Raw genomic sequence first — 23,930 nt, 5'->3', positions numbered from 1 at the left:
CAATCCTTTTCACTGGGTTCTATTACCCATTCTTTTAGCATAGTCATTTGTACCTATAGCACCCTACTATTTTAGCGCTTTTGTCCTTATTATTCCAGAACTTCTACTGCTTTGTCTAGTTGGGTGTCATTACTAGCAATTAATGCTTGGATAGCCGAAATCATGGCACTTGCTGTTTCCGTATCAATCACACCTGTTTCAGCGAGTTCTTGGTCCGCTTGGAAAGCTAGCACAGCACTAGTTGTATCCTCTGCAAAAACAGCATCCACTTGGCTATCTTGGTAGCCTAAAGCCACTAGAATCGCTTCAATATTTTGAATCGCTTCTGAAACATCGCCCTCTTGGTAAGTTTGGCTCGTATCAATTAAGGTTAGAGATGCATAATCCGGTAAGCTAGCTTCAACATCCGGCGTTACCCCTGTTTCATTGATCCAAGTACCATTTGGTGTTAACCATTTGGCAATAGTAATTTTCAGTTCTGAATCAGATTCAAGGGAGAAGACATTTTGCACGGTCCCCTTACCAAATGTTTGGCTACCAACTACTGGTACACCTGCAGATTCTTGTAGAGCTGCAGCTAGGATTTCTGAAGCTGAAGCAGACCCTTCGTCTACTAATAAGACCACATCTTCATCAACTTGGAAGTCGCCGTAATCAGCGTCTGATGCTTCATATACATAAGGATCCGCATCTTTTTCTTGGACTTGCATAATGGTATCCCCATCATTTAGGAACATATTGGCGATTTGTAGGGCAGAAGTTAATAAACCACCTGGGTTACTGCGAACGTCTAGGACAAATTTCTCCGCCCCTTGTGATCTTAAATCTTCAATAGCTGCAACCAATTCGTCGTATGTTGGGGTCGAAAAACTAGTAATTTGAACATAACCAGTGTTATCTTGCCCTTCTAACATTTCATAATAAACGGTTTGAATTGGAACGGTATCTCTAGTGACGGTCACGTCAAAACTATCTTCACCACGTTGAATCGTTAAAACGACATCACTGCCCGCTTCACCGCGGATTAAAGCGACTGCTTCGGTTGCGGTATAGCCTTGAATAGACTCTCCGTCAACGGCTGTGATGATATCATTGGCCATTAAGCCGGCTTCTTCAGCAGGAGACCCTTTAATTGGGCTGACAATTTGAATGTAGTCGTCTTTTTCCATGATTTCAGCCCCGATACCTTCAAATGAGCCTTCGATGGTTTCATCTAATTGTTGGGCAGATTGGTCGGTTAAATACTGAGAATATGGGTCTTCTAGGACTTCTGTCATCCCAGATATAGCCCCGTCAACCACCGCATCTCGGTCCACATCTTCCACGTAGTCTCCCACAATGGTAGAGAAGCCAGCTTGAATTTTCTGGATTTCACTGGTGGTTAGCGCCGTACTTGAAGACCCTGTAATAACACTTTGACCAGGTAAACGGCCAGTTAAGACGTAAGATGTCCCAACAAAAGTTCCCCCACCAACGATAAGGATGGTCAGGATATATACTAGCCAAGAAACACCACGTTTTTTAGGTTTTTGGTCATTACCCAGATCATGTCCGTCTAAACCACTTGCATCAGTTTGGTTTTGACCATTTGAATGGATTTCTTCCTCAGTAACTGCTTTTTTATCTAATTCTTCATTACTATTTTTATTATTTTCTTTGTTTTTTAAATCTTCATTTTCTGACATATGATTCACTACTTTCTGATAGACATGTTGGTTTCAAATATTTACCCAATATTTCCTCCTACACTTGGTATTTATCGGCGTAGGATTGCCAGGCTTCATCAAATGTCGATACGTAGTCAGAATAGCGTTGGTTTAATTCAATATAATTGCTAATTGTTTCAAAATCGCTAGCTGATTTCGGAAAATCGCCATCTAAAAAGACCAGCTCAGCAAACTGCGCCTGCTGGTCACTCTCTAGTAAATCGGCATTTCTAAATATTTGTACATAATGATAAAAGGACTGCGTAATCATCACTCTTTCTAATTGTTGACTATATTACTGGTTACTTTCCGCCTCTGTCCCGATTTGTTCCTCGATATAAGTCAATGGCACATCCAGTAAGATGTTGATTTCATCGTTAGCTAAATCAATATCGCTGGCCCGGATAGCGAAATCCATGTCTTCAGACACTTGGTCCAATCGGATAATAATTTGCTCTTCACCGGATAATACTTGTAGCGGTAAATCTGTAGGTAAGGTCAATTGGAAAATGGCCAATACTGTTGAGGTTGGCAATTGTAAGCCCGCTAATTCAATATTGGTCACGTCAATAGCAATATTCCCATCTTCCATGACTGACGGCTGCCCTTGCATAGTATAAGCCCCTTCAGTCCCCCAAGCGTCTATCGTACCAGCAAATGACACTTCGTCATCCACCGTTAACTGATAAGGCACATCATCCCCACCAATCACTGCTGATACTAGTCGGTTAAAGGAAACAGTCGACAGGTTGGCTTCTGCTGTGATCGTTTCATCACTCACTTCTTCTGTCGTTGCTGGTTCACCCACGCTGGCAGTTTCTTGATCAGCTGTTTGTATATACAGGTAAAAAGCAACTACAGGTATCAAAATTGCCAATAGTAATAACCAAAAAGCCCACTTCCAAGGATTTAATGGTTTCTTCGTCTTAGTGTTATTTTGTTTAGCCAAATAACCTACTCCTTCTTCTAGTCCTCGTCTTCTTTTCGGTAGAATACGGATTTGTGTGGGTAGGCATTCTTCTCATCCACCACCCCTTCGATAACCTCGTAAGCTTCAAAGTCATCTAGGTTCGGGTCAAAATGGACATCCCCATCAAATTCATGGTTAATTGTTGTCACGCGTAATTCAGAAATATAAGGCCAAAATAGGCGGTAAATAGACTGGCCACCCATAATAATCACATCTTCTTTTTCAGCTAGCGCCAAGATGTTATCGATAGAATCGGTTAATTCAACATCCGTTTGGTCATAGTCTGATTCAAAAGGTGATTTCTGGCGGGTAATAATAATATTATGACGGTTTGGTAACGGCTTATAATTCAAACCTGCGTATGTCTTACGCCCCATCACAACAGTCTTACCAATTGTTTGTTCTTTAAAGAACTTCAAGTCGTTTGGTAAGTGCCAAGGTAGTTTGCCACCTTTTCCGATTAAATGGTTGATATCTTGTGCCCAGATTGCAATTAACATAGTAATTCCTCCTTATCAACTTGTGACAGAAATAGGTCTTGATCGTTATCTATTATTATACCGCTACTGGTGCCTTAATTGCATCATGAGCTTTATAACCTTTAACTTTAATATCATCTTTTTCTAGATCAAAGATGGATTTACCTTCGCCACCAATTTCTAAAGTTGGTAGGTCAAGTGGTTGACGACTTAATTGTTCATATACTTGGTCAAAATGGTTGTTGTAAATATGCGCATCGCCAAAGGTATGAACATAGTCACCAACCTCTAATCCTGCCTCACGTGCCAATAAATGTGTTAATAAAGCATAAGAGGCGATATTGAATGGTACACCTAGGAAGGCATCGCCAGAACGTTGGTAGAGTTGGCAAGATAACTTACCATCTTGAACGTAGAATTGACTCATTGTATGACAAGGTGGTAAAGCCATATCAGGCACATCTTCTGGATTCCAGGCTGAAAGCATAATCCGACGTGAATCTGGGTTATGTTTCAATTGGTCGATAATATTAGCGATTTGGTCAATGGAATCACCCTCACGCGTTTCCCAATGACGCCATTGTTTACCGTAAACATTACCTAATTCACCAAATTCTTTAGCGAAATCATCATCTTCTAGGACGCGTTGGCAAAATTCTTGTTTCACTTCTTGGTAGACCTTTTTAAATTCTGGGTCAGCGTCAGCTCGTAAACCAAAGTCCGTCATATCTGGTCCTTGATAAGCATCTGATTCAACCCAGCGTTTAAAAGCCCATTCATCCCAGATGTGGTTGTTATTTTCTAGTAAATAGCGGATATTGGTATCCCCTTTTAGGAACCATAACAATTCACTCTTGATTAAACCAAAAGGTACTTTTTTAGTCGTTAATAAAGGAAATCCTTCCCTTAAATCAAAACGCATTTGGTAACCGAAAACTGATCTGGTACCTACCCCCGTACGGTCGCTCTTATCTTGCCCATTATCTAAAATGTGTTGTAGAAAATCTAAGTATTGCTTTGCCAAAATCATTGCCCCCTAATTTAATTTGCATCAACTTCGTGTTCTTTTATGTCATCATAAAATTTCTGATACTAATTTTCTAATGTAGACAGGTATTCCCAGTAAGTCATTTTTTCGAGCAAACTGTTTTCTTTGCTATCTTTCTCTAATTGCAATTCAGATAGTTTGCCGTAATCATTTCCATTTTCGTTCATTGCCTGGTCAATGGCTTCGATATCCATTTCCAATTGCTCAATTTCACTCTCAATAACGGCCCAATCCTTCTTTTCTTGCCAAGACATCCGCTTCGCTTTTGGCGCTTCTTCTGTCACTAGCTCAGTAGCTTGGTTGTTTTGTTTACTTTGACTGGCCACTTTTTGCGATTGACTGGATTGATTTTTTGCTTCTTTCATGGCGTCTCTATAGTCATGGTAGTTGCCGTAGAATAATTGTACTGTATTGTCCAAACTATCTACAATGATAAGTTTCTCAACCACCTTGTCTAGGAAATACCGATCATGGGAAACGGTAATCACAGTCCCCTGGAAGGTCTCTAGGTAGTCTTCTAATACCGATAAGGTATCAATATCTAAATCGTTTGTCGGCTCGTCTAAAAGTAAGACATTGGGTCTTGTCATCAATATCTTCAATAGGTACAGTCGTTTTCTTTCCCCACCTGATAGAGTGCCAATTAACATGCCATGGGATTCTCGGGGAAACAAGAATTGCTCTAGCATTTGTGCTGCAGATGCTTGGGTCCCATCATCATAAACGTACTCAGAAGCAATTTCTTGCACGTAGTTGATCACCCGTTTGTCTTCTGGTAGATCAGTAGGGATTTGTTGGAAGTAGGCGATGCGGACCGTTTCACCCGTTTTTACTTCACCTGAAAGTGGCGCTTGTATGCCAGCAATGGTATTTAGGAAGGTCGTTTTACCAGCCCCATTATCCCCGATTATCCCGATTCGCTCTTTATTCTGTAATAATAGATTGATATTGGTGATTAAGGGTTTATTTGGGTAACCTACCGTTAAGTTATCGAATTCAAGGACTTTATTACCCAATCGTTGTGTATCCAAGTCCACTGTTAATTCGCTATCATCTGTTGTTTGACTGACTTTCTCTTTCAAGTTTTCAAAACGGTGAATACGGGCTTGTTGTTTAGTGGTTCTAGCTTTTGCCCCTTTACGCATCCAAGCCAACTCACTCTTATACAGTTTCTTTTGTTTCGCCATAGTTGCTGCTTCAATTTCATGCTCAGACTGCAATTTTTCCAAATAAATTTGGTAATTACCCTCATATTGCTTCAAGTCGCCCCGGTCCAAGGCAAAGATATGTGTTGTAATTTGGTCTAAGAAGTACCGGTCATGGGTTACAACTAAGACTGATTTCTTGTAGTTAGCAATGTAATTTTCTAACCATTCCACCATTTCAAAATCCAAGTGGTTGGTAGGTTCGTCCATCAGTAACAAATCCGGTTCTTCAATCAAAACTTTAGCCAAACCGACACGTTTCCGCTGGCCCCCAGACAAGACTTTCACTTCTTGGGTTAGGTCATGAATACCTAATTTAGATAAAATCGTTTGGATTGTCGTATCCAAAGTCCAAGCGTTTTGCGCATTCATTTCTTGCTCAATCTGCTGAAATTTCTTTTGTAATCGGCTATTTTCTGGATCTAATTGCAAGTCTAAGGTAATTTCTTCATACCGACCAACTAATTGGACGATGGGACTTTCAGAGTGATACACGGCCTCAAAAATCGTTTGGCTTTCATCTAGCTCTGGGTCTTGAGTGACAATACCCACTGTAAAATCTTTTGGATGTTCGATCTGCCCTTGATCTAGGCTAGATTTCCCCGCAATAATATTTAATAAGGTGGTCTTACCTGAACCATTGGCCCCGACCAAACCAACGTGTTGCCCTTCTCTAATTAAAAAGGAAACATCATTCAATAGTTGTTTCATGCCATATGTTTTCGACCAATTTAACGCTTTATAATCTTTCATATATAACCTAGTCCTCTCCGTTCATTCTGTTTTATTTTACCATAGAACAAGGTCTATTCAGAACGCTTTAGCAATTCTTATCTTTAAGGCTGACAAATAATGACTATCATTTTCTAAACTTCCAATAATTCGGTATAATAAATCAACAAGTTCCCATTGGAGGTGACCACTTATGAATAACAAACGTCGTGTCTATGTATACAACGGGTCCTCAGGTTTAGGCTGTCTCGGTCTGATTCTGGTCTTAGCCCTACTCATTTTCCTATTCATATTCTTCACGAAATTATTTATCCAACTCTTCCCGACATTATTATTGATTCTGTCAATCATCTTACTAGTCAGCAGTATCTATAACTTATGGCAATGGCGGAAAAAGGACAAGCATGCACAAGCTGGCGGCTTTATCGAAGTTGATGGCGTCATCGAACCCATCGAAGCGCCAGACAATCATGCAAAAGACTACCATACACAAAGAATTTTCACATCAATTGCTGGTATCATTCTAGCCCTATTACTGATGAAATACCTATAGTATGGGGGTCTTAGAATGCAAAATAAAGATATACCCACTGATACTGAAAAAAACCAGTCCCTAATACAAGCGGACAAATTTAAAGAAACCATCCAAAAGACTACTTATGTGGTCATTGCCTTGCTAGCCCTTGTTTTATTCGCTAGCTACCGGCTAGACTGGTTTCATTCTGCCGAACCACTTAAAAACCTCGCCCTCAATATGGGCTGGGCCGGCTTCCTTTTATTGTCTATCCTAGTCATCCTAAATAACATTATCTTGTTATTCCGGGTAACTTACCCTGTTTAGCCATGTTTCTAGCCTACGGACCAGTTGTTGGCTTTGTCGCATCCGTGACCTTTATTTTCATCGGGTCCTTCCTCTGCTTTTTGATTTCTAGGCATCACGGCAACCTATTCGTCCAAGCTTTTATTCCTGGGCGAGTTTACCAAAAATCTGTTCTGTCCTTCTCTAAACCACTGCCTACATTCATCTATTTTGCAGGTGCTACAGGTTTGGGAAATGTCTTGATTAATTGGCTACCTACTATAATGTAGTTGAAATCTTTCAAAATAAACCTTAAAAAACGTTCGTGAAAATCTCACGAACGTTTTTTTATATTACTTGTTATTTATTTAAAATTTGCATGAATTGTTGACCGGTAATGGTTTCTTCCTGAATTAAGTATTCAGACAGCTCATCCAATTTTTCGCGGTTATTCATCAAGATTTCGCCGGCTTCTTGATGGGCACGTTTAATCAATTCAATAACTTCTTGATCTGCTTTTTCAGCGGTACCACCGGATACCTGACTCTGTGTATTGTCAGACAAGTATCGATTAGTACGACTTTCCAATTGCATCATGCCGAAAGTATCCGACATCCCGTATTGAGTGACCATAGAACGGGCAATTTTCGTCATTTTTTCAATATCATTTGAAGCCCCGGTAGTGATTTCACCAAAGACCACTTCTTCAGCAGCACGTCCACCTGCAAGGGTCATCAATTGATTGTACAACTCTTGTTTGGTGTAAAGTGATTTCTCACCAGTTTCAACCTGCATGGTATACCCAAGGGCACCTGACGTACGCGGTATAATTGTAATCTTCTCAACTGGCGCTGAACCAGATTGTCGGGCCGCAACAAGGGCGTGACCAATTTCGTGGTAAGAAACGACGCGACGTTCTTCTGGCGATAAGATATCGTTCTTCTTGATTTGACCAGCTAAGACAACATCTACCGATTCATCCAAGTCTATTTGACTAATTTCCTTGTGCTTGTTACGAACGGCACGCAGCCCCGCTTCGTTAATGATATTGGCAAGGTCTGCTCCGGATGCCCCAGCAGTCGCACGGGCAATGTAACGGTAATCGATATTTTGACCCATCTTATATTCTTTAGCGTGGACACGAAGAATTTCTTCACGGCCTTTTAAGTCAGGCAATTCCATAGACACTTGACGGTCAAAACGGCCAGGACGTAACAAGGCTTTATCTAATGATTCAGGGCGGTTAGTTGCAGCTAGGATGATAACACCCTTGTCGCCTTCGAACCCATCCATTTCAGTAAGCAACTGGTTTAAAGTCTGCTCACGTTCGTCATTGGTTGAATAAGAATTGTCACGAGATTTACCAATAGTATCAATCTCATCAATGAATACGATACATGGCGCTTTATCGTTGGCTTGTTTAAAGAGGTCACGCACTTTAGCTGCCCCTCGTCCAACAAACATCTCAACAAATTCAGAACCTGCGATAGAGAAGAATGGGACACCAGCTTCACCAGCAACGGCTTTGGCCATCAAAGTTTTACCTGTCCCAGGAGGACCTACTAGTAAGACACCACGCGGTGCTTGGGCACCAATTTCTTGGTATTTCTTCGGTTCCTTCAAGTAATCTACCACTTCAACCAAAGACTCTTTGGCTTCATCTTGGCCAGCCACATCTTTAAAGTTTCGTGAATTATCTGATTTCACATAAATTTTGGCATCTGATTTGCCAAAGTTCATGCCACCAAAGCCACCACCTGAAAGGTCAATCTTAGAATCAGAACTACCTGTCATCTTCTGCATTAGTTTACGCATTAACCAATAAATCACAGCAAACGGTAAAATAAAGGTCAGTAAGAATGAGATAAATGGTGACGTTGGTTGATAGATTTCCGTTTGGTAAGTCACATTGTTCGATTCCAAACGGTTAACTAAATCAGGATCATCCACCTTACCAGTGGTATATACTTGCGTTTCGCCGTCCGTTTCAGCGGTCCAAGTTAAATCATATTGATTAATTTCAACACTTTCTACCTGGCCAGCATCTACTTGGCTCACAAATGAAGAATAAGGAACTTCTTCTACCTGCATCCCAGTAATGGCTGGGAATAATAAATTCAAACCAAGGATTACCAATATTATCCACCAAAAGGCATTCATAAAGTTGAAATAACCACCACCATTAGGTGAGTTTCCAAAATTAAACCCTTTCTTCCGATTTTTATTCTGTTTTCTATTTTTGCTCATATATTCACTCCTACTCATTTTGTCAAAAATATATAAGTTATTTAGACCTGACATCCTTGTCAGATTCTACACTCCTTAACTACAAATATATTATAACGCATACAAAGTCAGGTTTGGTCAAAGTATACTTGCTTTCACAAAAAAAGCCATATTCATGGCTTTTCTTCACAAAATATTCATAATTGGACTGGCGCTTTATTTGATAAAATCTTGGTATAAACGGGATTCTTGAATCCCTTCGTTGTTAGCATATTTTCCAGAAGAGTATAAATCATATTCACCGTTAATTGTATGATAGTAGATCTGACAAATTTCAACATTTGGATAAATGCGGATTGGCTGTAAACAATGCATTTCTAAGGTCCAGTAACCGGAGAAACCAACATCCCCGAAACCAGCCGTTACATGGATATATAAACCTAATCGACCGATTGAAGAACGGCCTTCAAGCATGGGTACATATTTATCCGTTTCAGTATATTCTACTGTCCGGCCTAAATACAATTTGCCTGGTTCTAATAAATAACCCTCTTCAGGAATTTGAATCGATTTCAAGGTTGGTTTTTTCTTCATATCCAACACATCATCTTCGTAATAAGCCAATTCATTTGAGAGTCTCAAGTTATAAGAATTGGGATTAACCTGACTTTCATTAAATGGCGTTATTTTAATGCCAGTCCCTTGCTCCTCAGCAATTTTCTTCCCTGATAAAATCATACACTCACCCTTTGTTCACTATTTTATTTCATTATACCCTTAATTTGGCAAAAAGAAAGACGGTTTCGATCCGTTGATTTCTAAGAAGATGAGCCGTGCATGTAAAAACCGGAAGCTATTCACTTCCGGCTAACAACATTTATTATTTTAAATAGGCTTTGATAGCATCTTTGAATAAAACGATTTTTCCTAAATAGTCTTCAACACATACATATTCGTTTAATTGATGGGGTAATTTTTCTTCACCAACTGTACCAAGGACTCGGATGCTACCATTTGTTGGGTTTCAATATCATATCTTGCAAGAGTTAAATACGTTGTTCTTTTTCCAAAATAAAACTCCTAAGTTTTTATCACATATATCATATAAATCTAATCCTTGTCAAAGACTATTCAGACCGTATACAGGTGAATCATTTAGGGGGAAATGGTAATTTAGTTAGTCAGAAATAACGAGTAAAGATTTAATGGCACGGCGTTCGTCCATTGCTGCATAAGCTTCTTGCACGTCATCTAAATCAAAGGACATGTTGAATACCTTACCTGGATTGATGCGCCCATCAAGAACTGCATCTAATAAGACTGCACGGTCATGGGTTGTCACAGCTGCACGGCCTCCACGAAGGCCGATGTTTTTCCAGAATAATTTATTGGTATCTAATTCATCGATATGTGGCACACCAACCCGGCCAACGACGGCACCTGGACGCGCCAATTGGACGGCAGTTTCAACGGCTAATTGTGAACCGACACACTCTAAAACAGCGTCAGCACCTTCGCCAGTCAATTCCATGATTCGGTTGATCCCTTCGTCTCCACGCTCAGAAACAATGTCAGTTGCCCCAAATTCAAGGGCTAAATCTTGGCGATCTTTGTGACGACTCATGATAATAATGCGTTCAGCGCCTAATAATTTGGCCCCGATAACACCACACAAACCAACTGCCCCGTCACCCACAACGACTACTGTATCGCCAGCTTTCACTTCAGCAGTGACAGCGGCATGATAACCGGTAGCCATAACGTCTGCCAAGGTGGTAAATGACTTCAACATATCTGCAGAATAGTCACTAGGTTGGCCAGGAATTTTCACAAGCCCCCAGTCTCCTGATACATAACGTAGGTATTCAGCTTGAAAACCTAAGGCGCCGCCTGTGAAAGTCGTGCAATCGCCATCAAGACCTGCCTTACATGCAGCGCAGTGTCCACAGCCATTTGTAAATGGTACGATAACAAAGTCACCTACTTGGACATTTTTAACTGCTGTCCCAACTTCTTCGACAATTCCAATCGCTTCGTGGCCTGTTTGCGAGCCTGAAGCCATATCATTAATACCGCGGAACCACCATAAGTCAGACCCACAAACACATGCACGAACAACGCGGATAATGGCATCGTGTGGTGCTTGAATTTGCGGTCGGTCCATGATAGTGACGGTCATATTTCCTGGTTCATTAAAAATTGCTGCTTTCATATTTATACGTCCTTTCTGTTTTGAAAAGTTCTTTATCAAAATATTTCCTTAGATAATTCATTAGTTTATTCACCATAATAAAAAGTTGCTGTTGCCTCGCCGTCAATCAAGAAATCTGATCCGGTAATAAAGGCGCCATCACTGCTCATTAAGATTGATGCTAGGTTAGCCACTTCATCCGCCGTTCCTGGACGCCCCATTGGACTTTTCGCGAACATATCTTTATAGAAATCGCCGCGTGGGTCATTAAATTAGTCAAGTGCCAAGGGTGTGACAATAATACCAGGTGAAATCGCATTGATTCGCGCACCCTTTTTGCCCCATTTAACGGCTTCAGCCATGACCCGTTTCATTTCCTCGTTTAGCCAATTGGTAGGCGTGGAGCGAGTCTTTTAAATTGTCAGTTTGTAGCAAGTCTAAAGCCAACAACTGGTCTACAGGTGCTGTCGCCAGTAACCGGTCCTCTTCGGGGGTTAAGGCTGGCATCCGGCAGCTTGACTGACTAGAAATAGTGACACCACCACCAGATTTGATGACTTTGCCCACTTCTTCTAGCAAAACAGCCGTCCAATACAAATCTACCTTGAGGATGGATTCATGGATTCAATGGATGCTTGACTTGGGGACCCCCCACTGCATTAATCAGCAGGTCAATTTCACCGTAGGATTGTCCTTTTTCAATAAAAAGTGGCTATAGAATCCTTATCAGCAATATCAATTTATGTGGCTACAATATCAAATCTAGCCCCCTCCAAAGTATCCGCAATTGCGATGGCATTGTCAAAGTTTTTGTCACCAATTAGAATCTTATGGTTAAAGCCGACACGACGGGCAATGGTCATCCCTAACTGACCAGCACCTACTAACAATAGTACATCTTTCATTTAAAACCTCCTAGGAAAACCGTGGTCATTGCGTCACAAGATGAGGAACTTTGATGCTTTCATCATGTCTAGGACAACTATACACCTTAGAGTGCACTCTAAGGCAAGGCCTAGCTAGAGGTTGTTAAAGTGATTTGAAAAATAAAAATCATGTTGAAGAATAGAAAAGCATGATGGTTAACCAACGCACTTTCAATAACTAGTTGTTTAAAAATAAAATGACGAATAAATAAAAGAACCGTATTAGCTATCCAGGACGCTTTCAATAAATGATAATAGAAAAATCAAAAAGGATAAAAAAGAGACTAATGATATTTGTAATCATTAGCCCCAAAGTAATTGGTATCATTAAATATACCTTTTTAAATTTTATTCTTCGCCCATATCTAAGATGGCTAAGAAGGCTTCTTGCGGTACTTCGACTGAACCGATGGCCTTCATACGTTTCTTACCTTCTTTTTGTTTCTTCAATAGTTTTTGACGACGGGTAACGTCACCACCGTACAACTTAGCCGTAACGTCTTTACGTAAGGCTTTAATATTTGTACGGGCAATAATTTTATGGCCAATCGCTGCTTGAATTGGTACCTCAAATTGTTGTCTTGGGATAACGTCTTTCAACTTGCTAACTAAAGTACGACCGCGGCTTTCAGCGAAGTCTCTATGTACAATAATTGACAAGGCATCGACAACTTCACCATTTAATAACACATCTAATTTCACTAAGTTAGATTTTTGGTAGCCGCCTAATTCATAATCTAAGGAAGCGTAACCTTTAGTGTTTGATTTCAATTGGTCAAAGAAGTCAAATACAATTTCAGATAATGGTAATTCGTATTTAACATCTACTCGAATATCATCCAAGTAGTCCATAGTGATAAAGTTTCCACGTTTACGTTGGGCTAATTCCATTACGGCACCAACATATTCTTGTGGAACCATGATATTTGCTTTTACAATAGGTTCTTCAATATATTCAACATAAGTCGGATCTGGCATTTCAGATGGGTTAGCCACCTCAACCATTGTGCCGTCTGTTTTATAAACATGGTAAATTACCGATGGTGTTGTCGCAATCAAGTCGATATTGAATTCACGTTCAATACGTTCTTGGATAACGTCCATATGTAACATACCTAAGAAACCACAACGGTAACCAAAACCTAAGGCTTGAGAAGATTCCGCTTCGAATTCTAGGGATGCATCATTTAATTGTAATTTTTCCAAGGCTTCACGCAAGTCAACATAGTCTGAAGAATCCACTGGATATAAACCACAGTAGACCATCGGGTTCATTTGTTTGTATTCAGCTAATGGTTCGGTTGCAGGATTGGTCGCTAAAGTGATCGTATCCCCAACCCGTGTATCTTGGATAGTCTTAATAGATGCTGTGATATAACCAACGTCCCCGGCCATCAAGTAGTCACGCGGAATTGGTTTTGGTGACATGATCCCAACTTCAGTTACATCAAATGTTTTCCCATTTGACATGATTTGAATTCGGTCACCATTACGGATAACACCATTTTCCACACGGACACTTAAAACAACCCCACGGTAAGCATCGTATACAGAGTCAAAAATCAAAGCTTGTACAGGTGCTTCAATTTCACCAGTTGGTGCAGGTACTTTCTCAACGATTTGTTCTAATAACTCATCGATACCGATGTTAGCTTTAGCTGAAGCTAATACAGCATCAGAAGCGTCTAAACCAATCACGTCTTCAATTTCTTGTTTCACTTTTTCTGGATCAGCTGCCGGTAAGTCAATCTTATTGATGACTGGTACAATTTCTAAGTCATTTTCAACAGCTAGGTATACGTTAGCAAGTGTTTGGGCTTCAATCCCTTGTGCTGCATCCACAACTAATACGGCCCCTTCACAGGCTGCCAAAGAACGTGAAACTTCGTATGAAAAGTCTACGTGTCCTGGTGTATCAATTAAATGAAAAATATAAGTTTCCCCATCGTTCGCTTTATATTCTAACTCGATGGCATTCAACTTAATCGTGATACCACGTTCTTGTTCAAGATCCATAGAATCTAACATTTGGTCATGCATCTCGCGATCAGAAACCGTCCCTGTATTTTGTAGGATGCGGTCCGCTAAAGTAGATTTACCATGATCAATGTGCGCGATGATGGAAAAATTTCTGATTTTTTCTTGTCTGTCTTTCATTTCTTGGATATTCATTTTCCATCCCCCTTTTATGTTCAGCAATTATCATTATAGCAAAATTACCCCACTACCACAACATTTTGCCCGCTTTAAGATCAACAAGTCCATCTGTAGTAATAGGCAAATGCTAGATTGAATGTGTCACCTATTTTTCAAATTAAAAACAGTTCAAAAGTATGGCACCCTAGCCTCAATAAAGATTCCGTATCAATTAATATAGTGACTGAATTCAAATCCATGGAATTGGAAGTCACTAATGCAATGGTTCTTGATGCCTTTAGCGAATTTCTAGAAAAAGTCAAGGGATTGGAGCCAAAAAGTGTCCGCAAACACCAAGATAGAGTAAATACTTTCATATAGACATATTTGCGATAGTATGTCTTAACCACACCCGTTGATGCGACAGATGATTTTGATATTCTTTCGAGGACAGTTGAGTAATTTCATTGTTACAAAACATATCGCAAGTTCTAAGGCAGCTTTCTATTTTTATATGAAACAGCCCTGAAACATTTCTATACTTTCTTAAATTATGTTGATGAAATTTCCGACGTTCAATTGAAAGTAGTCAAGAAAACAATCACGATTAGCGGCGACATCTGCTATGAACTAGGCAATGTAGGGATCTTATTCTGGTTCTAAGCCCCAAAATAAAGCACTGTTAGCCGAATAACACAAAAATAGTAGCACCAGTCAGATCGACTAGTGCTACTATTTTTCATTTATTAAGAAAATGCGTCTTTCAATTTATCGAGGAACCCTCTATCTTCTTCACTCACTTCGTCATTTGAAGCTTTAGCGAAGGCCCTCAATGAAGCTTTTTGTTCTTCATTCAGGTTCTTAGGCGTAACCACCTTAACAGTTACTGTTTGGTCACCGTTTGAATTACCATTTAATTTAGGTGCACCCTTACCGCGTAGACGGAATTTCGTACCTGTTTGCGTACCAGCTGGCACTTTCATCGATACTTTACCGTGAACAGTTGGTACCTCAATATCATCACCTAAAGCCGCTTGGGCGAAATTAATTGGTAAGACATAGCGGATTTCTGCCCCTTCACGCTCGAAGATTTCAGAAGGTTTTACACGGAAAACGACATATAAGCTTCCTGCTGGTCCATTATTTTTACCTGCATTTCCTTGCCCGCTTAGACGCATGCTTTGACCATCTTCAACACCGGCTGGTACGTTTACTTTCACTTTATGTGTTTCAGTTTCACGTCCAGCACCGTGGCAGTGGTGGCAAGCTTGGTCGAATACTTTCCCTTTACCTGAACATTCATGACATACAGATTGAGAAACAACACGACCTAATGGTGTTTGTTGGTAAACTTTTTCAACACCAGATCCAGAACATGTTGGACAGGTATGGACTGCTGTACCTGGTTCAGCACCAGATCCTTCACATACTGTACAGTCTACTTCACGACGGTAAGAAATAGTTTCTTCAGTTCCGAAAATAGCTTCTTCAAATTCTAGGTCCATATTGTATTGTAAGTCATCACCTTGTTGCGGTGCGTTAGGGTTAGCCGTACGGCCGCCGCCACCAAAGCCACCACCGAAACCGCTGAAGCCGCCGCCTCCGCCACCAAAGAATTGCTCAAAGATGTCTTCAAAGCCAGAGCCACCGTATGATTGGTAACTACCGCCACCAAATCCGCCGCCTCCACCGAAGCCACCGTCAGTAGCTGCGTGACCGTATTGGTCATAGGCTGCACGTTTTTGCTCATCACTTAAGACTTCGTATGCGTCAGAAATTTCTTTAAATTTGTCTTCCGCATCCGCTTCTTTGTTGATATCTGGATGATATTTTTTTGATAATTTTCGATAGGCTTTCTTTATTTCATCCTTACTTGCGGTCTTTGACACGCCAAGGACTTCATAGTAGTCTCTTTTTTCAGCCACACTGTACTCCCCCTTGAATCATGCGTTATGCAGTCCATCATAACATAAGAAACCCCGCCCTCATAGAAGACAGGGTTTGAAACTTATGGATTATTTATCGTCGTTAACTTCCTCGAAGTCAGCGTCTACATCGCCATCATTGTCTGAAGAGTCGTCTGCGCCTTCTTGACCTTCAGCTTCTTGCGCTGCTTGTTCGTACAATTTAACAGTTAAAGCTTGAATTTTTTCATTTAATTCATCTTTTTTAGCTGTCATTGCTTCAACATCGTCAGCTTCTTGTGCTGCTTTCAATTCATCTTTAAGCGCGTTAGCTTCGTCAAGTTCAGCTTGATCAACTTTACCTTCTAACTCACCAGTTGTTTTTTCAACTTGGAAGATTAATTGGTCAACTTCGTTTTTAAGATCTGCTGCTTCTTTACGTTTTTTATCTTCTTCAGCATTCGCTTCAGCATCTTTCATCATACGGTCAATTTCTTCGTCTGATAAGCCTGAGTTTGATTGGATGGTAATTTGTTGTTCTTTACCAGTACCTTTATCAGTCGCTTTAACATTTACGATACCGTTTTTGTCGATATCAAATGTTACTTCGATTTGAGGTACACCACGTGGTGCTGCAGGAATATCTGTTAATTGGAAACGACCTAATGTCTTGTTATCTGCAGCCATTGGACGTTCACCTTGTAATACATGTACATCTACAGCAGGTTGGTTATCAGCAGCTGTTGAGAATACTTGTGATTTAGATGTTGGGATTGTTGTGTTACGGTCGATTAATTTAGTGAACACGCCACCCATTGTTTCGATACCTAATGATAATGGTGTTACATCAAGTAATACGACATCTGTAACGTCACCTGAGATAACCCCACCTTGGATTGCAGCACCCATAGCTACTACTTCGTCAGGGTTAACTGAACGGTTAGGTTCTTTACCAGTTTCAGCTTTAACCATGTCGATAACAGCTGGGATACGAGTAGAACCACCAACTAAGATAACTTGGTCAATGTCTGATTTAGATAAACCAGCATCAGATAAGGCGTTTTTAACTGGTTGTTTTGTACGTTGTACTAAGTCGTAAGTTAATTCGTCAAATTTCGCACGAGATAAAGTAACTTCCAAGTGAAGTGGACCTTCAGCGCCAGCCGTAATGAATGGTAATGAAATTTGTGTTGACGTTACACCAGATAAGTCTTTTTTCGCTTTTTCAGCAGCATCTTTTAGACGTTGCATAGCCATTTTGTCAGAAGAAAGGTCAATACCGTTTTCTGATTTAAATTCAGCGATTAAGTGGTTTACGATGGCGTTATCAAAGTCGTCTCCACCTAAGTTGTTGTCACCTGAAGTAGATAATACTTCAAATACACCGTCACCTAATTCAAGGATAGAAACGTCGAAAGTACCACCACCAAGGTCAAATACTAAGACTTTTTCGTCTGCATCAACTTTGTCTAAACCGTAAGCTAAAGCTGCTGCTGTTGGTTCGTTAACGATACGGTCAACTTCTAAACCAGCGATTTTACCGGCATCTTTAGTTGCTTGACGTTGTGCATCGTTGAAGTAAGCAGGAACAGTAATAACTGCGTTTGTTACTTTTTCTCCTAAGTAGTCTTCAGCGTAACCTTTTAAGTATTGTAAGATCATTGCTGAAACTTCTTGTGGCGTATATTTTTTATCTTCAATTTCTACAGTATAGTTGTCTTCACCAATGTGACGTTTGATTGAAGCAATCGCGTTAGGATTTGTTACCATTGAACGTTTTGCTACTTCACCAACTTGGCGTTCGCCATTTTTGAATGAAACAACTGAAGGTGTTGTACGGTTACCTTCAGGGTTAGCGATAATTTTAGGTTCGCCACCTTCTAATACAGAAACTGCAGAGTTAGTAGTACCTAAGTCAATTCCGATAATTTTTGCCATAATAAAACACGTCTCCTTTGTTAATTAATCTATCAATTTAAATGAATTTATCTGTGGTTAAAATCTATGTTAAATGAATTATTGTGCAATAGAAACCATCGCAGGTCTTAGTACACGATCTTTTAATACATACCCTTTTTGGAAAACTTCCACCACTTCTTCAGCTTGCTGGCCATCTTCAGCCGGTACTGCACTTACAGATTGGTGGAAGTTTGGATCGAAGAGTTCACCTTTAGGGTCAATCACTTCAACGCCTTCCTCTGCTAGAGCTTGTAATAGGCTTGCGTGTACCATTTCGATACCCTTCACTAATTGCTGAGATGACTCATCATCTTTAGCTAATTCTAAAGCACGTTCCAAGTTATCAATAGCTGGTAAAATACCCTTAGCTAAATTCTGTGACCGATACTTTGAAGCTGACTCACGTTCAGTTTGGTTACGACGGTGCATGTTTTGAATTTCAGCAGATAGACGCATAATTTGGTCATCTTTAGCCGCTAATTCAGCTTGAAGAGAGGCTAATTCGCTATCTTCTTCAGTTACTGTTTCAACTTGCTCGTCTTGAACCTCGGTTTCATTGATTTCTTCATCAACATTTAAATCTTGTTGATTGTCGTCCATTTTTGTCAATTGATAGACCTCCTAAGATTTATAATAATTGTCCAGGTATCTAGCCATTTCTTTTGAGATACTTTGGAAAAGCTGCGCCATACGAATGTAAGACATACTTTCCGGACCAAGCACCGCAAGAGTAAATAACTTACCCGATTGTACAGTACCCATGCTGGTAGACATTAAACTCATATTTTCCAATGTTGGATCTTTAAGTTCTTTACCCACTCTCACTTGGATACCCTGGTCTGTGGTATTAATCAGTGAAGTAATCACTGATTGGTCTTCTAGTAATCGACTTAATTGTGCAATGCTAGTCCCATTAGCTGAATCAGCTAATGAAGAAAACAAATAATTTTGACCATTTACCCTCATGCCATCACTATTGAATTGATTCATAAACCGGTGAATCAAATGATTACTATCTTCATAAGACCGGTTCATTCTCTCAATATCTTTTAAATAGTGTGTTTGCAGCCTTTCAATCACCGTTGCAAGCTCAAGGCCCACAAGTTCTTGATTCATAATCACTGCAATACCCTCAATCAATTCCGGTGTAACCACCTCGTTGAATGTCACAATTTGATTGCGAATGACACCTTTATCAGTCACCAATATGACCATTGCTTGGTCATCGGTTAAAGACAATACTTGAAAATTGGCCAATCGTTGCCTTGCAATATCTGGCCCCATCGAAATAACGACGCTTTCTGAAAGCGAGGCTAAAGTCGCAGCCGTTTTTCGAATCACTTGACTCAAATCGTTATAAGGATCGTGGAATATCTCTCTAAGTAAAGCATCTTCCTCTTCCTCAAGCTCTAAATCAATCAATCCACCATAATATGGCATGATGTGATTAATATAGTAACGATAACCCGCCTCAGCTGGCACTCGTCCAGATGATGAATGGGTTTTGGAAATCAATGATAAATCTTCAAGTCTGGCTAATTCATTACGTATTGTAGCTGAACTTGCGTTTATTTCTTGATGTTGAGATAAAGTTTTCGAACCGACTGGTAATTGGTATTTTGAATAATGGTCAATTACCGCCTGTAAAATTAAACTTTGTCGTTTTGTTAACATCTTATCACCTCATTAGCACTTAACAACTCTGACTGCTAACATGTTTATAATATAGCACTTATCATTTCTTTTGTCAATAATAGTCAAACTTTTTTTTGACTTTTTTTGACATTTAAACCGTCCTTTAGAAATTCAAGCTTTTGATGCTAGTAAGATTGGCTAATTTACACATTATTTTATAGAAAAAGGACACCAAACCATTTGTAATAGTCCGTTGCCCTTTCGACTTGTATATTTTATCGATTTGCTTATTTGTTGTCACGTAACCAATTAGTTGCTGATGTTGCTAAGGTAGCAGATCCAACAATTAATGCTTCTTCGTTGAATTGTACTAATGGGTGGTGAACAGGGTATACTTCACCATTGTCATCTGGTAATGGACAACCAATGAAGAAGTATGTTGATTCTGGCAATTTGCTAGCAATGTGTGCATAGTCTTCTGAAGCTAAGTATGGTGGAACGGTCATCACGTCATATTTATCACCTAAAGCTTCTTTAGCAGAGGCCATCACTTGTTCAGACATTTCTTTAGAGTTGGTTAATGACGGACAGTCAGCCATTACTTCATATTCAGTTTCAGCACGGAATGCTTTACCAATATGTTCAACAATTTCTGGTAAACGTTTTGAAACGTGTTCTGCTGATTCTGGGAATAATGAACGAGATGTCCCTTCTAAGACTACTGTATCTGGGATCACGTTGATGGCACCGCCTGGCGCATTGATGTAACCCATAGATAAAGAAGCACCTTTGTTAGACGGTAATTCACGAGCTAAGATGCCGTTTGCACCATTAATGATTTGGCTAGCCACAAAGACTGGGTCGATACCGTTGTTTGGCATTGCACCATGAGCACCTACACCTTTAATAGTGATACGGAAGTTTAAAGCAGATGCTAAAGCTTCTTTTTGGTGGATTTCAACGTCCACTTTGTCACCGTTTGGCCACATATGTAAAGCCATACCAGCGTCTGGTGTTGGGTTTTCTAAAATACCTTCTTCAACCATTACACGTCCACCATTTAAAGTTTCTTCTGCTGGTTGGAATAAGAACTTGATTTGACCTTCTAATTGGTCTTCGTTTTCTTTCAACATTTTTAGGACCATTAGTAAAATAGTGGTGTGCATGTCATGACCACATAAGTGTCCATTTTCATTTTTAGATGTACATGATGATTGAGATTTTTCAGTAATCGCTAATGCATCCATGTCTGCACGTAACAATAAAGTTTTACCCTTAGCAGAATCACCCAATGTACCTGTAATACCGTATGTATCACCTACGTTTTCGTATGCAATTCCAAACTCATCAAGTTTTGATTTAACAAGTTTTGTCGTTTCTGGTAATTCAAAACCAACTTCAGGGTTTTTGTGTAATTGGCGACGAACCTTTACTGCCTCATCAAAAATTTCTTTAGCAATATCTAAATATGCCATTTTGCTATTCCTCCAATATCTTTTATTTTCCTATTCCATTCTAGAATTTGTCTAATCAAATCTATAAAAAAGATCAACTAAAAGCCTCTTATATCAACGTTTCCCTTTTCATTGATTATATTTGCATACTTTTTGTCAAAAAAACGCCGAAGATCTTTCCTCAACGTTCATTTCAAAGCGTATATTTCGCATTTTTTACAATAACCTTATTTTTGCAAACTATCTAAATAACTTTCAGCATCAACCGCATCTTGGTCCATTTGTTTAATCAACCCTTCAATGCCATCGAATTTAAGTTCAGGTCTCAAGTATTTATGCCAATAAACCGTTACGTATTCACCGTAGATTTCCCCTTTAAAATCTAAAAGATGGATTTCTACGGTTCGCTTGCGGTTTTCCCCGAAGGTAATATTAGTCCCAATTGAAGCAACACCAGGGTAGACTTGCCCATTCAACAACATTTCAACCACGTAGACCCCCTCAACTGGGATTAATGATTCTGCTGGCACCATTAAATTAGCCGTTGGATACCCTAATTCACGTCCGCGTTTCTCTCCGTGAACAACGATGCCATCGATTGAGTAAATATAACCCAATTGTTTGTTAGCTTTGTCAATTTGACCGGTATTCAAATCATGGCGAATTTCAGTTGACCCCACCTTGCTGGTATCTTCAGATAACTTATTGACTTCAATAATGTTAAAACGACCAGCCGCATGGGTCGCTAAGGTCTGCATGTTGGCAATATCCTTCTTCCCGTAGGTATAATCAAAGCCAGCAACAACAGTTTTCGCATGCAAACCTACCATATATTGATCGACAAACTCTTGCGGTTTCAAGGCTGAGAATGATGACGTTAATTGCGCGACATAAAGGTAATCTACCCCAAGTTGTGTCATTAATCGTTCTTTCTCGGCTAAAGTAGTTAAATAAGTCACCCCTTCAGGACGGATTTGTTGGTACATGATCCTTGGTGCCATATTGAAAGTCATTACAGCCAGTGGCAATTGTAGACGGTCAGCCTCATCACGGGCTGCTTGAATAACCGCCTGGTGACCTCTGTGGACCCCATCAAAAAAGCCTAAGGCTAGGACAACATCGCCCGCATAGATCGTTGATTGTTCAAAGGGATGGTGTAAATTTATCGTTTTCATTCAGTATCGTCCAATCTTTAAAACATTTTACTTGGTTTTATTTTACCATCTTTACTTGGATGGACATCATAAAGCGCCTTTAACTTGTCGTCGATATAAGCCGTCACCGGTAATTGGTCTCTTAAATCAGCAGGTAACGTCGCTAATTCCAGGACTGACCCATTTTCCACCAATTTCACTAAGTGGCTGTCCTCAGCCGGAACCTGCCAAACTGGATAGGCTGTTAAGGCCGATTCAACTGGCACCAACCAAGTATAATCCTCAGCTTCAACTGCCTCTGCTAATTGTGATAGTGTCAGACAATCTTCCCTTGAAAAAGGGGTTGATCCGTCCCGAGTTAGGCTAGTCATCGTCGCTGGTACCCCTAGTTTTCGCCCTAAGTCGCTAGCTAAAGTGCGGACATAGGTCCCTTTGCCACAAACCACCTCAAAAGCAAAAACTTGCTTGCCGTCCTCAAAACGAGATGGACCCACTAACTTGAAGTCGTGGACAAATACCGGGTGTTCAGGTCGCTCAACCTCAAGGCCTTCACGGGCATACTCATACAGGCGTTTCCCTTTGACTTTAATCGCCGAATACATGGGCGGTATTTGGATGATATGACCTGTTAATTCATGCATCAATGCTTGAATCTGGTCATCTTTAAAAGGATTGGCTAAGGATTTCTCAGCAATCACTTCACCGTCTAAATCTTCAGTTGTCGTTGCAAATCCTAGTGTAATTTCGCCAGTATAAACTTTGGTTTTGTCCATCAACAATTCAACCAATTTGGTCCCCTTACCTAAACAAATCGGTAAAACCCCATCTACATTAGGGTCTAAAGTCCCTGTATGGCCAACTTTCTTCATTTTTAAAATCTTTCTTACTTTAAATACACAGTCGTGACTCGTCATGCCACGTTCTTTCCATAAAGGCAAAATGCCATCCATAAACTCACCTCATATCTAGCATATTGTAACATATGAGTCACTAAAAAACTGATTCGAATTGTGGTTAATCATTATTTGAACCTGAAAAATCCTAGTCCAAAAATAATAAATCTTGAAAACCGATCTCGACAATCATCATTTGGCGACTAAACTTATGGAATTTTGTTGGTCGCTTGACCATCCACTTGTCATTTTTAAATCATAAAAAAGCCAAGAACTAAAATGGTCTAGTCCTTGGCCATAATTGGTCATATTGAATTTAACGAATAAATGAGAGGACATGGTTCCAGCTAGCTGGGTTTAAGAAATTGAAGGCTGATTGGTCAGACGATATGCTGTATCCAATCAAACCACCGATAATGAATAGTAGGAAGCCCACAATCACTAACAGTAATCCCCAAAATAAAATCTTCTTCCATGGGTGGTTGATATATTGATGATAATATTTCATAAAGT

At 40.0% G+C, this 23,930-nt stretch carries 20 protein-coding genes and 1 pseudogene; 2 read left to right on the top strand and 19 right to left on the bottom strand.

From position 1 onward, the window contains the following. Positions 1–89 precede the first annotated feature (89 nt). The 6 genes from A6J77_RS08335 to A6J77_RS08310 all read right to left on the bottom strand — a co-directional run bounded on the left by A6J77_RS08335 (position 90) and on the right by A6J77_RS08310 (position 6,161). The gene (locus tag A6J77_RS08335; RefSeq protein WP_083069863.1) at positions 90–1,685 is read right to left on the bottom strand and encodes a S41 family peptidase; all 1,596 of its coding nucleotides are present in this window, start codon (positions 1,683–1,685) and stop codon (positions 90–92) included. Between the two features lie 58 nt (positions 1,686–1,743). Beyond that, on the bottom strand, positions 1,744–1,977 hold the full coding sequence (locus A6J77_RS08330; protein WP_083069861.1) for a YozE family protein: 234 nt from the start codon (positions 1,975–1,977) through the stop codon (positions 1,744–1,746). Positions 1,978–2,001: 24 nt separating this feature from the next. Beyond that, positions 2,002–2,655, bottom strand: a complete 654-nt coding sequence (locus A6J77_RS08325) for a YpmS family protein (protein WP_083069860.1) — start codon at positions 2,653–2,655, stop codon at positions 2,002–2,004. A gap of 17 nt (positions 2,656–2,672) precedes the next feature. Continuing rightward, a complete protein-coding gene (locus tag A6J77_RS08320; protein ID WP_083069859.1) occupies positions 2,673–3,176 on the bottom strand; it encodes a dihydrofolate reductase in 504 nt (167 codons plus the stop codon). Between the two features lie 55 nt (positions 3,177–3,231). Next, positions 3,232–4,185 carry a thymidylate synthase gene (locus A6J77_RS08315; RefSeq protein ID WP_083069857.1) on the bottom strand — a complete coding sequence of 318 codons (954 nt, stop codon included), beginning with the start codon at positions 4,183–4,185 and terminating at the stop codon, positions 3,232–3,234. A gap of 62 nt (positions 4,186–4,247) precedes the next feature. Beyond that, the gene (locus A6J77_RS08310; RefSeq protein WP_083069853.1) at positions 4,248–6,161 is read right to left on the bottom strand and encodes an ABC-F family ATP-binding cassette domain-containing protein; all 1,914 of its coding nucleotides are present in this window, start codon (positions 6,159–6,161) and stop codon (positions 4,248–4,250) included. Positions 6,162–6,333: 172 nt separating this feature from the next. Here A6J77_RS08310 and A6J77_RS08305 point away from each other — a divergent pair, with 172 nt between their 5' ends. After that, positions 6,334–6,693, top strand: a complete 360-nt coding sequence (locus A6J77_RS08305; protein WP_083069850.1) for a hypothetical protein — start codon at positions 6,334–6,336, stop codon at positions 6,691–6,693. A gap of 15 nt (positions 6,694–6,708) precedes the next feature. Beyond that, a complete protein-coding gene (locus A6J77_RS08300) occupies positions 6,709–6,981 on the top strand; it encodes a hypothetical protein (protein WP_083069848.1) in 273 nt (90 codons plus the stop codon). 318 nt (positions 6,982–7,299) lie between these two features. On the opposite strand, the gene ftsH is transcribed toward A6J77_RS08300, so the two are convergent. The 13 genes and pseudogenes from ftsH to A6J77_RS08230 all read right to left on the bottom strand — a co-directional run bounded on the left by ftsH (position 7,300) and on the right by A6J77_RS08230 (position 23,925). After that, the gene (gene ftsH, locus A6J77_RS08295; RefSeq protein ID WP_227645166.1) at positions 7,300–9,186 is read right to left on the bottom strand and encodes an ATP-dependent zinc metalloprotease FtsH; all 1,887 of its coding nucleotides are present in this window, start codon (positions 9,184–9,186) and stop codon (positions 7,300–7,302) included. A 195-nt stretch (positions 9,187–9,381) separates the two neighbouring features. Next, complete coding sequence (dcd, locus tag A6J77_RS08290) at positions 9,382–9,903, bottom strand: dCTP deaminase (RefSeq protein WP_083069844.1); 522 nt, start codon at positions 9,901–9,903, stop codon at positions 9,382–9,384. A gap of 439 nt (positions 9,904–10,342) precedes the next feature. Then, positions 10,343–11,377, bottom strand: coding sequence for a zinc-binding dehydrogenase (locus A6J77_RS08285; protein ID WP_083069842.1), 1,035 nt, complete (start codon positions 11,375–11,377; stop codon positions 10,343–10,345). 65 nt (positions 11,378–11,442) lie between these two features. Further along, a pseudogene (locus A6J77_RS09590) lies at positions 11,443–12,261 on the bottom strand (SDR family oxidoreductase). 369 nt (positions 12,262–12,630) lie between these two features. Beyond that, the gene (gene lepA / locus A6J77_RS08275) at positions 12,631–14,454 is read right to left on the bottom strand and encodes a translation elongation factor 4 (protein ID WP_083069839.1); all 1,824 of its coding nucleotides are present in this window, start codon (positions 14,452–14,454) and stop codon (positions 12,631–12,633) included. A 710-nt stretch (positions 14,455–15,164) separates the two neighbouring features. Beyond that, positions 15,165–16,343, bottom strand: a complete 1,179-nt coding sequence (dnaJ, locus tag A6J77_RS08265; RefSeq protein ID WP_102950031.1) for a molecular chaperone DnaJ — start codon at positions 16,341–16,343, stop codon at positions 15,165–15,167. Positions 16,344–16,433: 90 nt separating this feature from the next. Beyond that, entirely contained in the window at positions 16,434–18,260 is a 1,827-nt protein-coding gene (dnaK, locus tag A6J77_RS08260) for a molecular chaperone DnaK (RefSeq protein WP_083069837.1), read from the bottom strand. Positions 18,261–18,338: 78 nt separating this feature from the next. Next, the gene (gene grpE / locus A6J77_RS08255; protein ID WP_193756657.1) at positions 18,339–18,890 is read right to left on the bottom strand and encodes a nucleotide exchange factor GrpE; all 552 of its coding nucleotides are present in this window, start codon (positions 18,888–18,890) and stop codon (positions 18,339–18,341) included. A gap of 12 nt (positions 18,891–18,902) precedes the next feature. Further along, complete coding sequence (hrcA, locus tag A6J77_RS08250; RefSeq protein ID WP_083069835.1) at positions 18,903–19,955, bottom strand: heat-inducible transcriptional repressor HrcA; 1,053 nt, start codon at positions 19,953–19,955, stop codon at positions 18,903–18,905. A gap of 248 nt (positions 19,956–20,203) precedes the next feature. Continuing rightward, positions 20,204–21,391, bottom strand: a complete 1,188-nt coding sequence (locus A6J77_RS08245) for a M20 metallopeptidase family protein (RefSeq protein ID WP_083069833.1) — start codon at positions 21,389–21,391, stop codon at positions 20,204–20,206. 206 nt (positions 21,392–21,597) lie between these two features. Beyond that, a complete protein-coding gene (ribF, locus tag A6J77_RS08240) occupies positions 21,598–22,545 on the bottom strand; it encodes a riboflavin biosynthesis protein RibF (protein WP_083069831.1) in 948 nt (315 codons plus the stop codon). A 17-nt stretch (positions 22,546–22,562) separates the two neighbouring features. Next, complete coding sequence (gene truB, locus A6J77_RS08235; RefSeq protein WP_083069829.1) at positions 22,563–23,474, bottom strand: tRNA pseudouridine(55) synthase TruB; 912 nt, start codon at positions 23,472–23,474, stop codon at positions 22,563–22,565. Positions 23,475–23,733: 259 nt separating this feature from the next. Next, positions 23,734–23,925, bottom strand: coding sequence for a DNA-directed RNA polymerase subunit beta (locus A6J77_RS08230; RefSeq protein ID WP_083069828.1), 192 nt, complete (start codon positions 23,923–23,925; stop codon positions 23,734–23,736). Positions 23,926–23,930 lie beyond the last annotated feature (5 nt).

Origin of the sequence: Aerococcus viridans (assembly GCF_002083135.2) — a bacterium.
In the GTDB taxonomy this organism is placed as follows: domain Bacteria; phylum Bacillota; class Bacilli; order Lactobacillales; family Aerococcaceae; genus Aerococcus; species Aerococcus viridans_C.
The sequence above is the reverse complement of the archived record's forward strand: the minus strand, read 5'-3'. Positions and strand labels throughout refer to the sequence as shown.

What these genes read in the sequence shown, in the direction of transcription:
- A6J77_RS08335 (WP_083069863.1), bottom strand. Translation starts at nt 1,685, where the DNA reads ATGTCAGAAAATGAAGATTTAAAAAACAAAGAAAATAATAAAAATAGT.
- A6J77_RS08330 (WP_083069861.1), bottom strand. Translation starts at nt 1,977, where the DNA reads ATGATTACGCAGTCCTTTTATCATTATGTACAAATATTTAGAAATGCC.
- A6J77_RS08320 (WP_083069859.1), bottom strand. Translation starts at nt 3,176, where the DNA reads ATGTTAATTGCAATCTGGGCACAAGATATCAACCATTTAATCGGAAAA.
- A6J77_RS08315 (WP_083069857.1), bottom strand. Translation starts at nt 4,185, where the DNA reads ATGATTTTGGCAAAGCAATACTTAGATTTTCTACAACACATTTTAGAT.
- A6J77_RS08310 (WP_083069853.1), bottom strand. Translation starts at nt 6,161, where the DNA reads ATGAAAGATTATAAAGCGTTAAATTGGTCGAAAACATATGGCATGAAA.
- A6J77_RS08305 (WP_083069850.1), top strand. Translation starts at nt 6,334, where the DNA reads ATGAATAACAAACGTCGTGTCTATGTATACAACGGGTCCTCAGGTTTA.
- A6J77_RS08300 (WP_083069848.1), top strand. Translation starts at nt 6,709, where the DNA reads ATGCAAAATAAAGATATACCCACTGATACTGAAAAAAACCAGTCCCTA.
- ftsH (WP_227645166.1), bottom strand. Translation starts at nt 9,186, where the DNA reads ATGAGCAAAAATAGAAAACAGAATAAAAATCGGAAGAAAGGGTTTAAT.
- dcd (WP_083069844.1), bottom strand. Translation starts at nt 9,903, where the DNA reads ATGATTTTATCAGGGAAGAAAATTGCTGAGGAGCAAGGGACTGGCATT.
- A6J77_RS08285 (WP_083069842.1), bottom strand. Translation starts at nt 11,377, where the DNA reads ATGAAAGCAGCAATTTTTAATGAACCAGGAAATATGACCGTCACTATC.
- lepA (WP_083069839.1), bottom strand. Translation starts at nt 14,454, where the DNA reads ATGAATATCCAAGAAATGAAAGACAGACAAGAAAAAATCAGAAATTTT.
- dnaK (WP_083069837.1), bottom strand. Translation starts at nt 18,260, where the DNA reads ATGGCAAAAATTATCGGAATTGACTTAGGTACTACTAACTCTGCAGTT.
- hrcA (WP_083069835.1), bottom strand. Translation starts at nt 19,955, where the DNA reads ATGTTAACAAAACGACAAAGTTTAATTTTACAGGCGGTAATTGACCAT.
- A6J77_RS08245 (WP_083069833.1), bottom strand. Translation starts at nt 21,391, where the DNA reads ATGGCATATTTAGATATTGCTAAAGAAATTTTTGATGAGGCAGTAAAG.
- ribF (WP_083069831.1), bottom strand. Translation starts at nt 22,545, where the DNA reads ATGAAAACGATAAATTTACACCATCCCTTTGAACAATCAACGATCTAT.
- truB (WP_083069829.1), bottom strand. Translation starts at nt 23,474, where the DNA reads ATGGATGGCATTTTGCCTTTATGGAAAGAACGTGGCATGACGAGTCAC.
- A6J77_RS08230 (WP_083069828.1), bottom strand. Translation starts at nt 23,925, where the DNA reads ATGAAATATTATCATCAATATATCAACCACCCATGGAAGAAGATTTTA.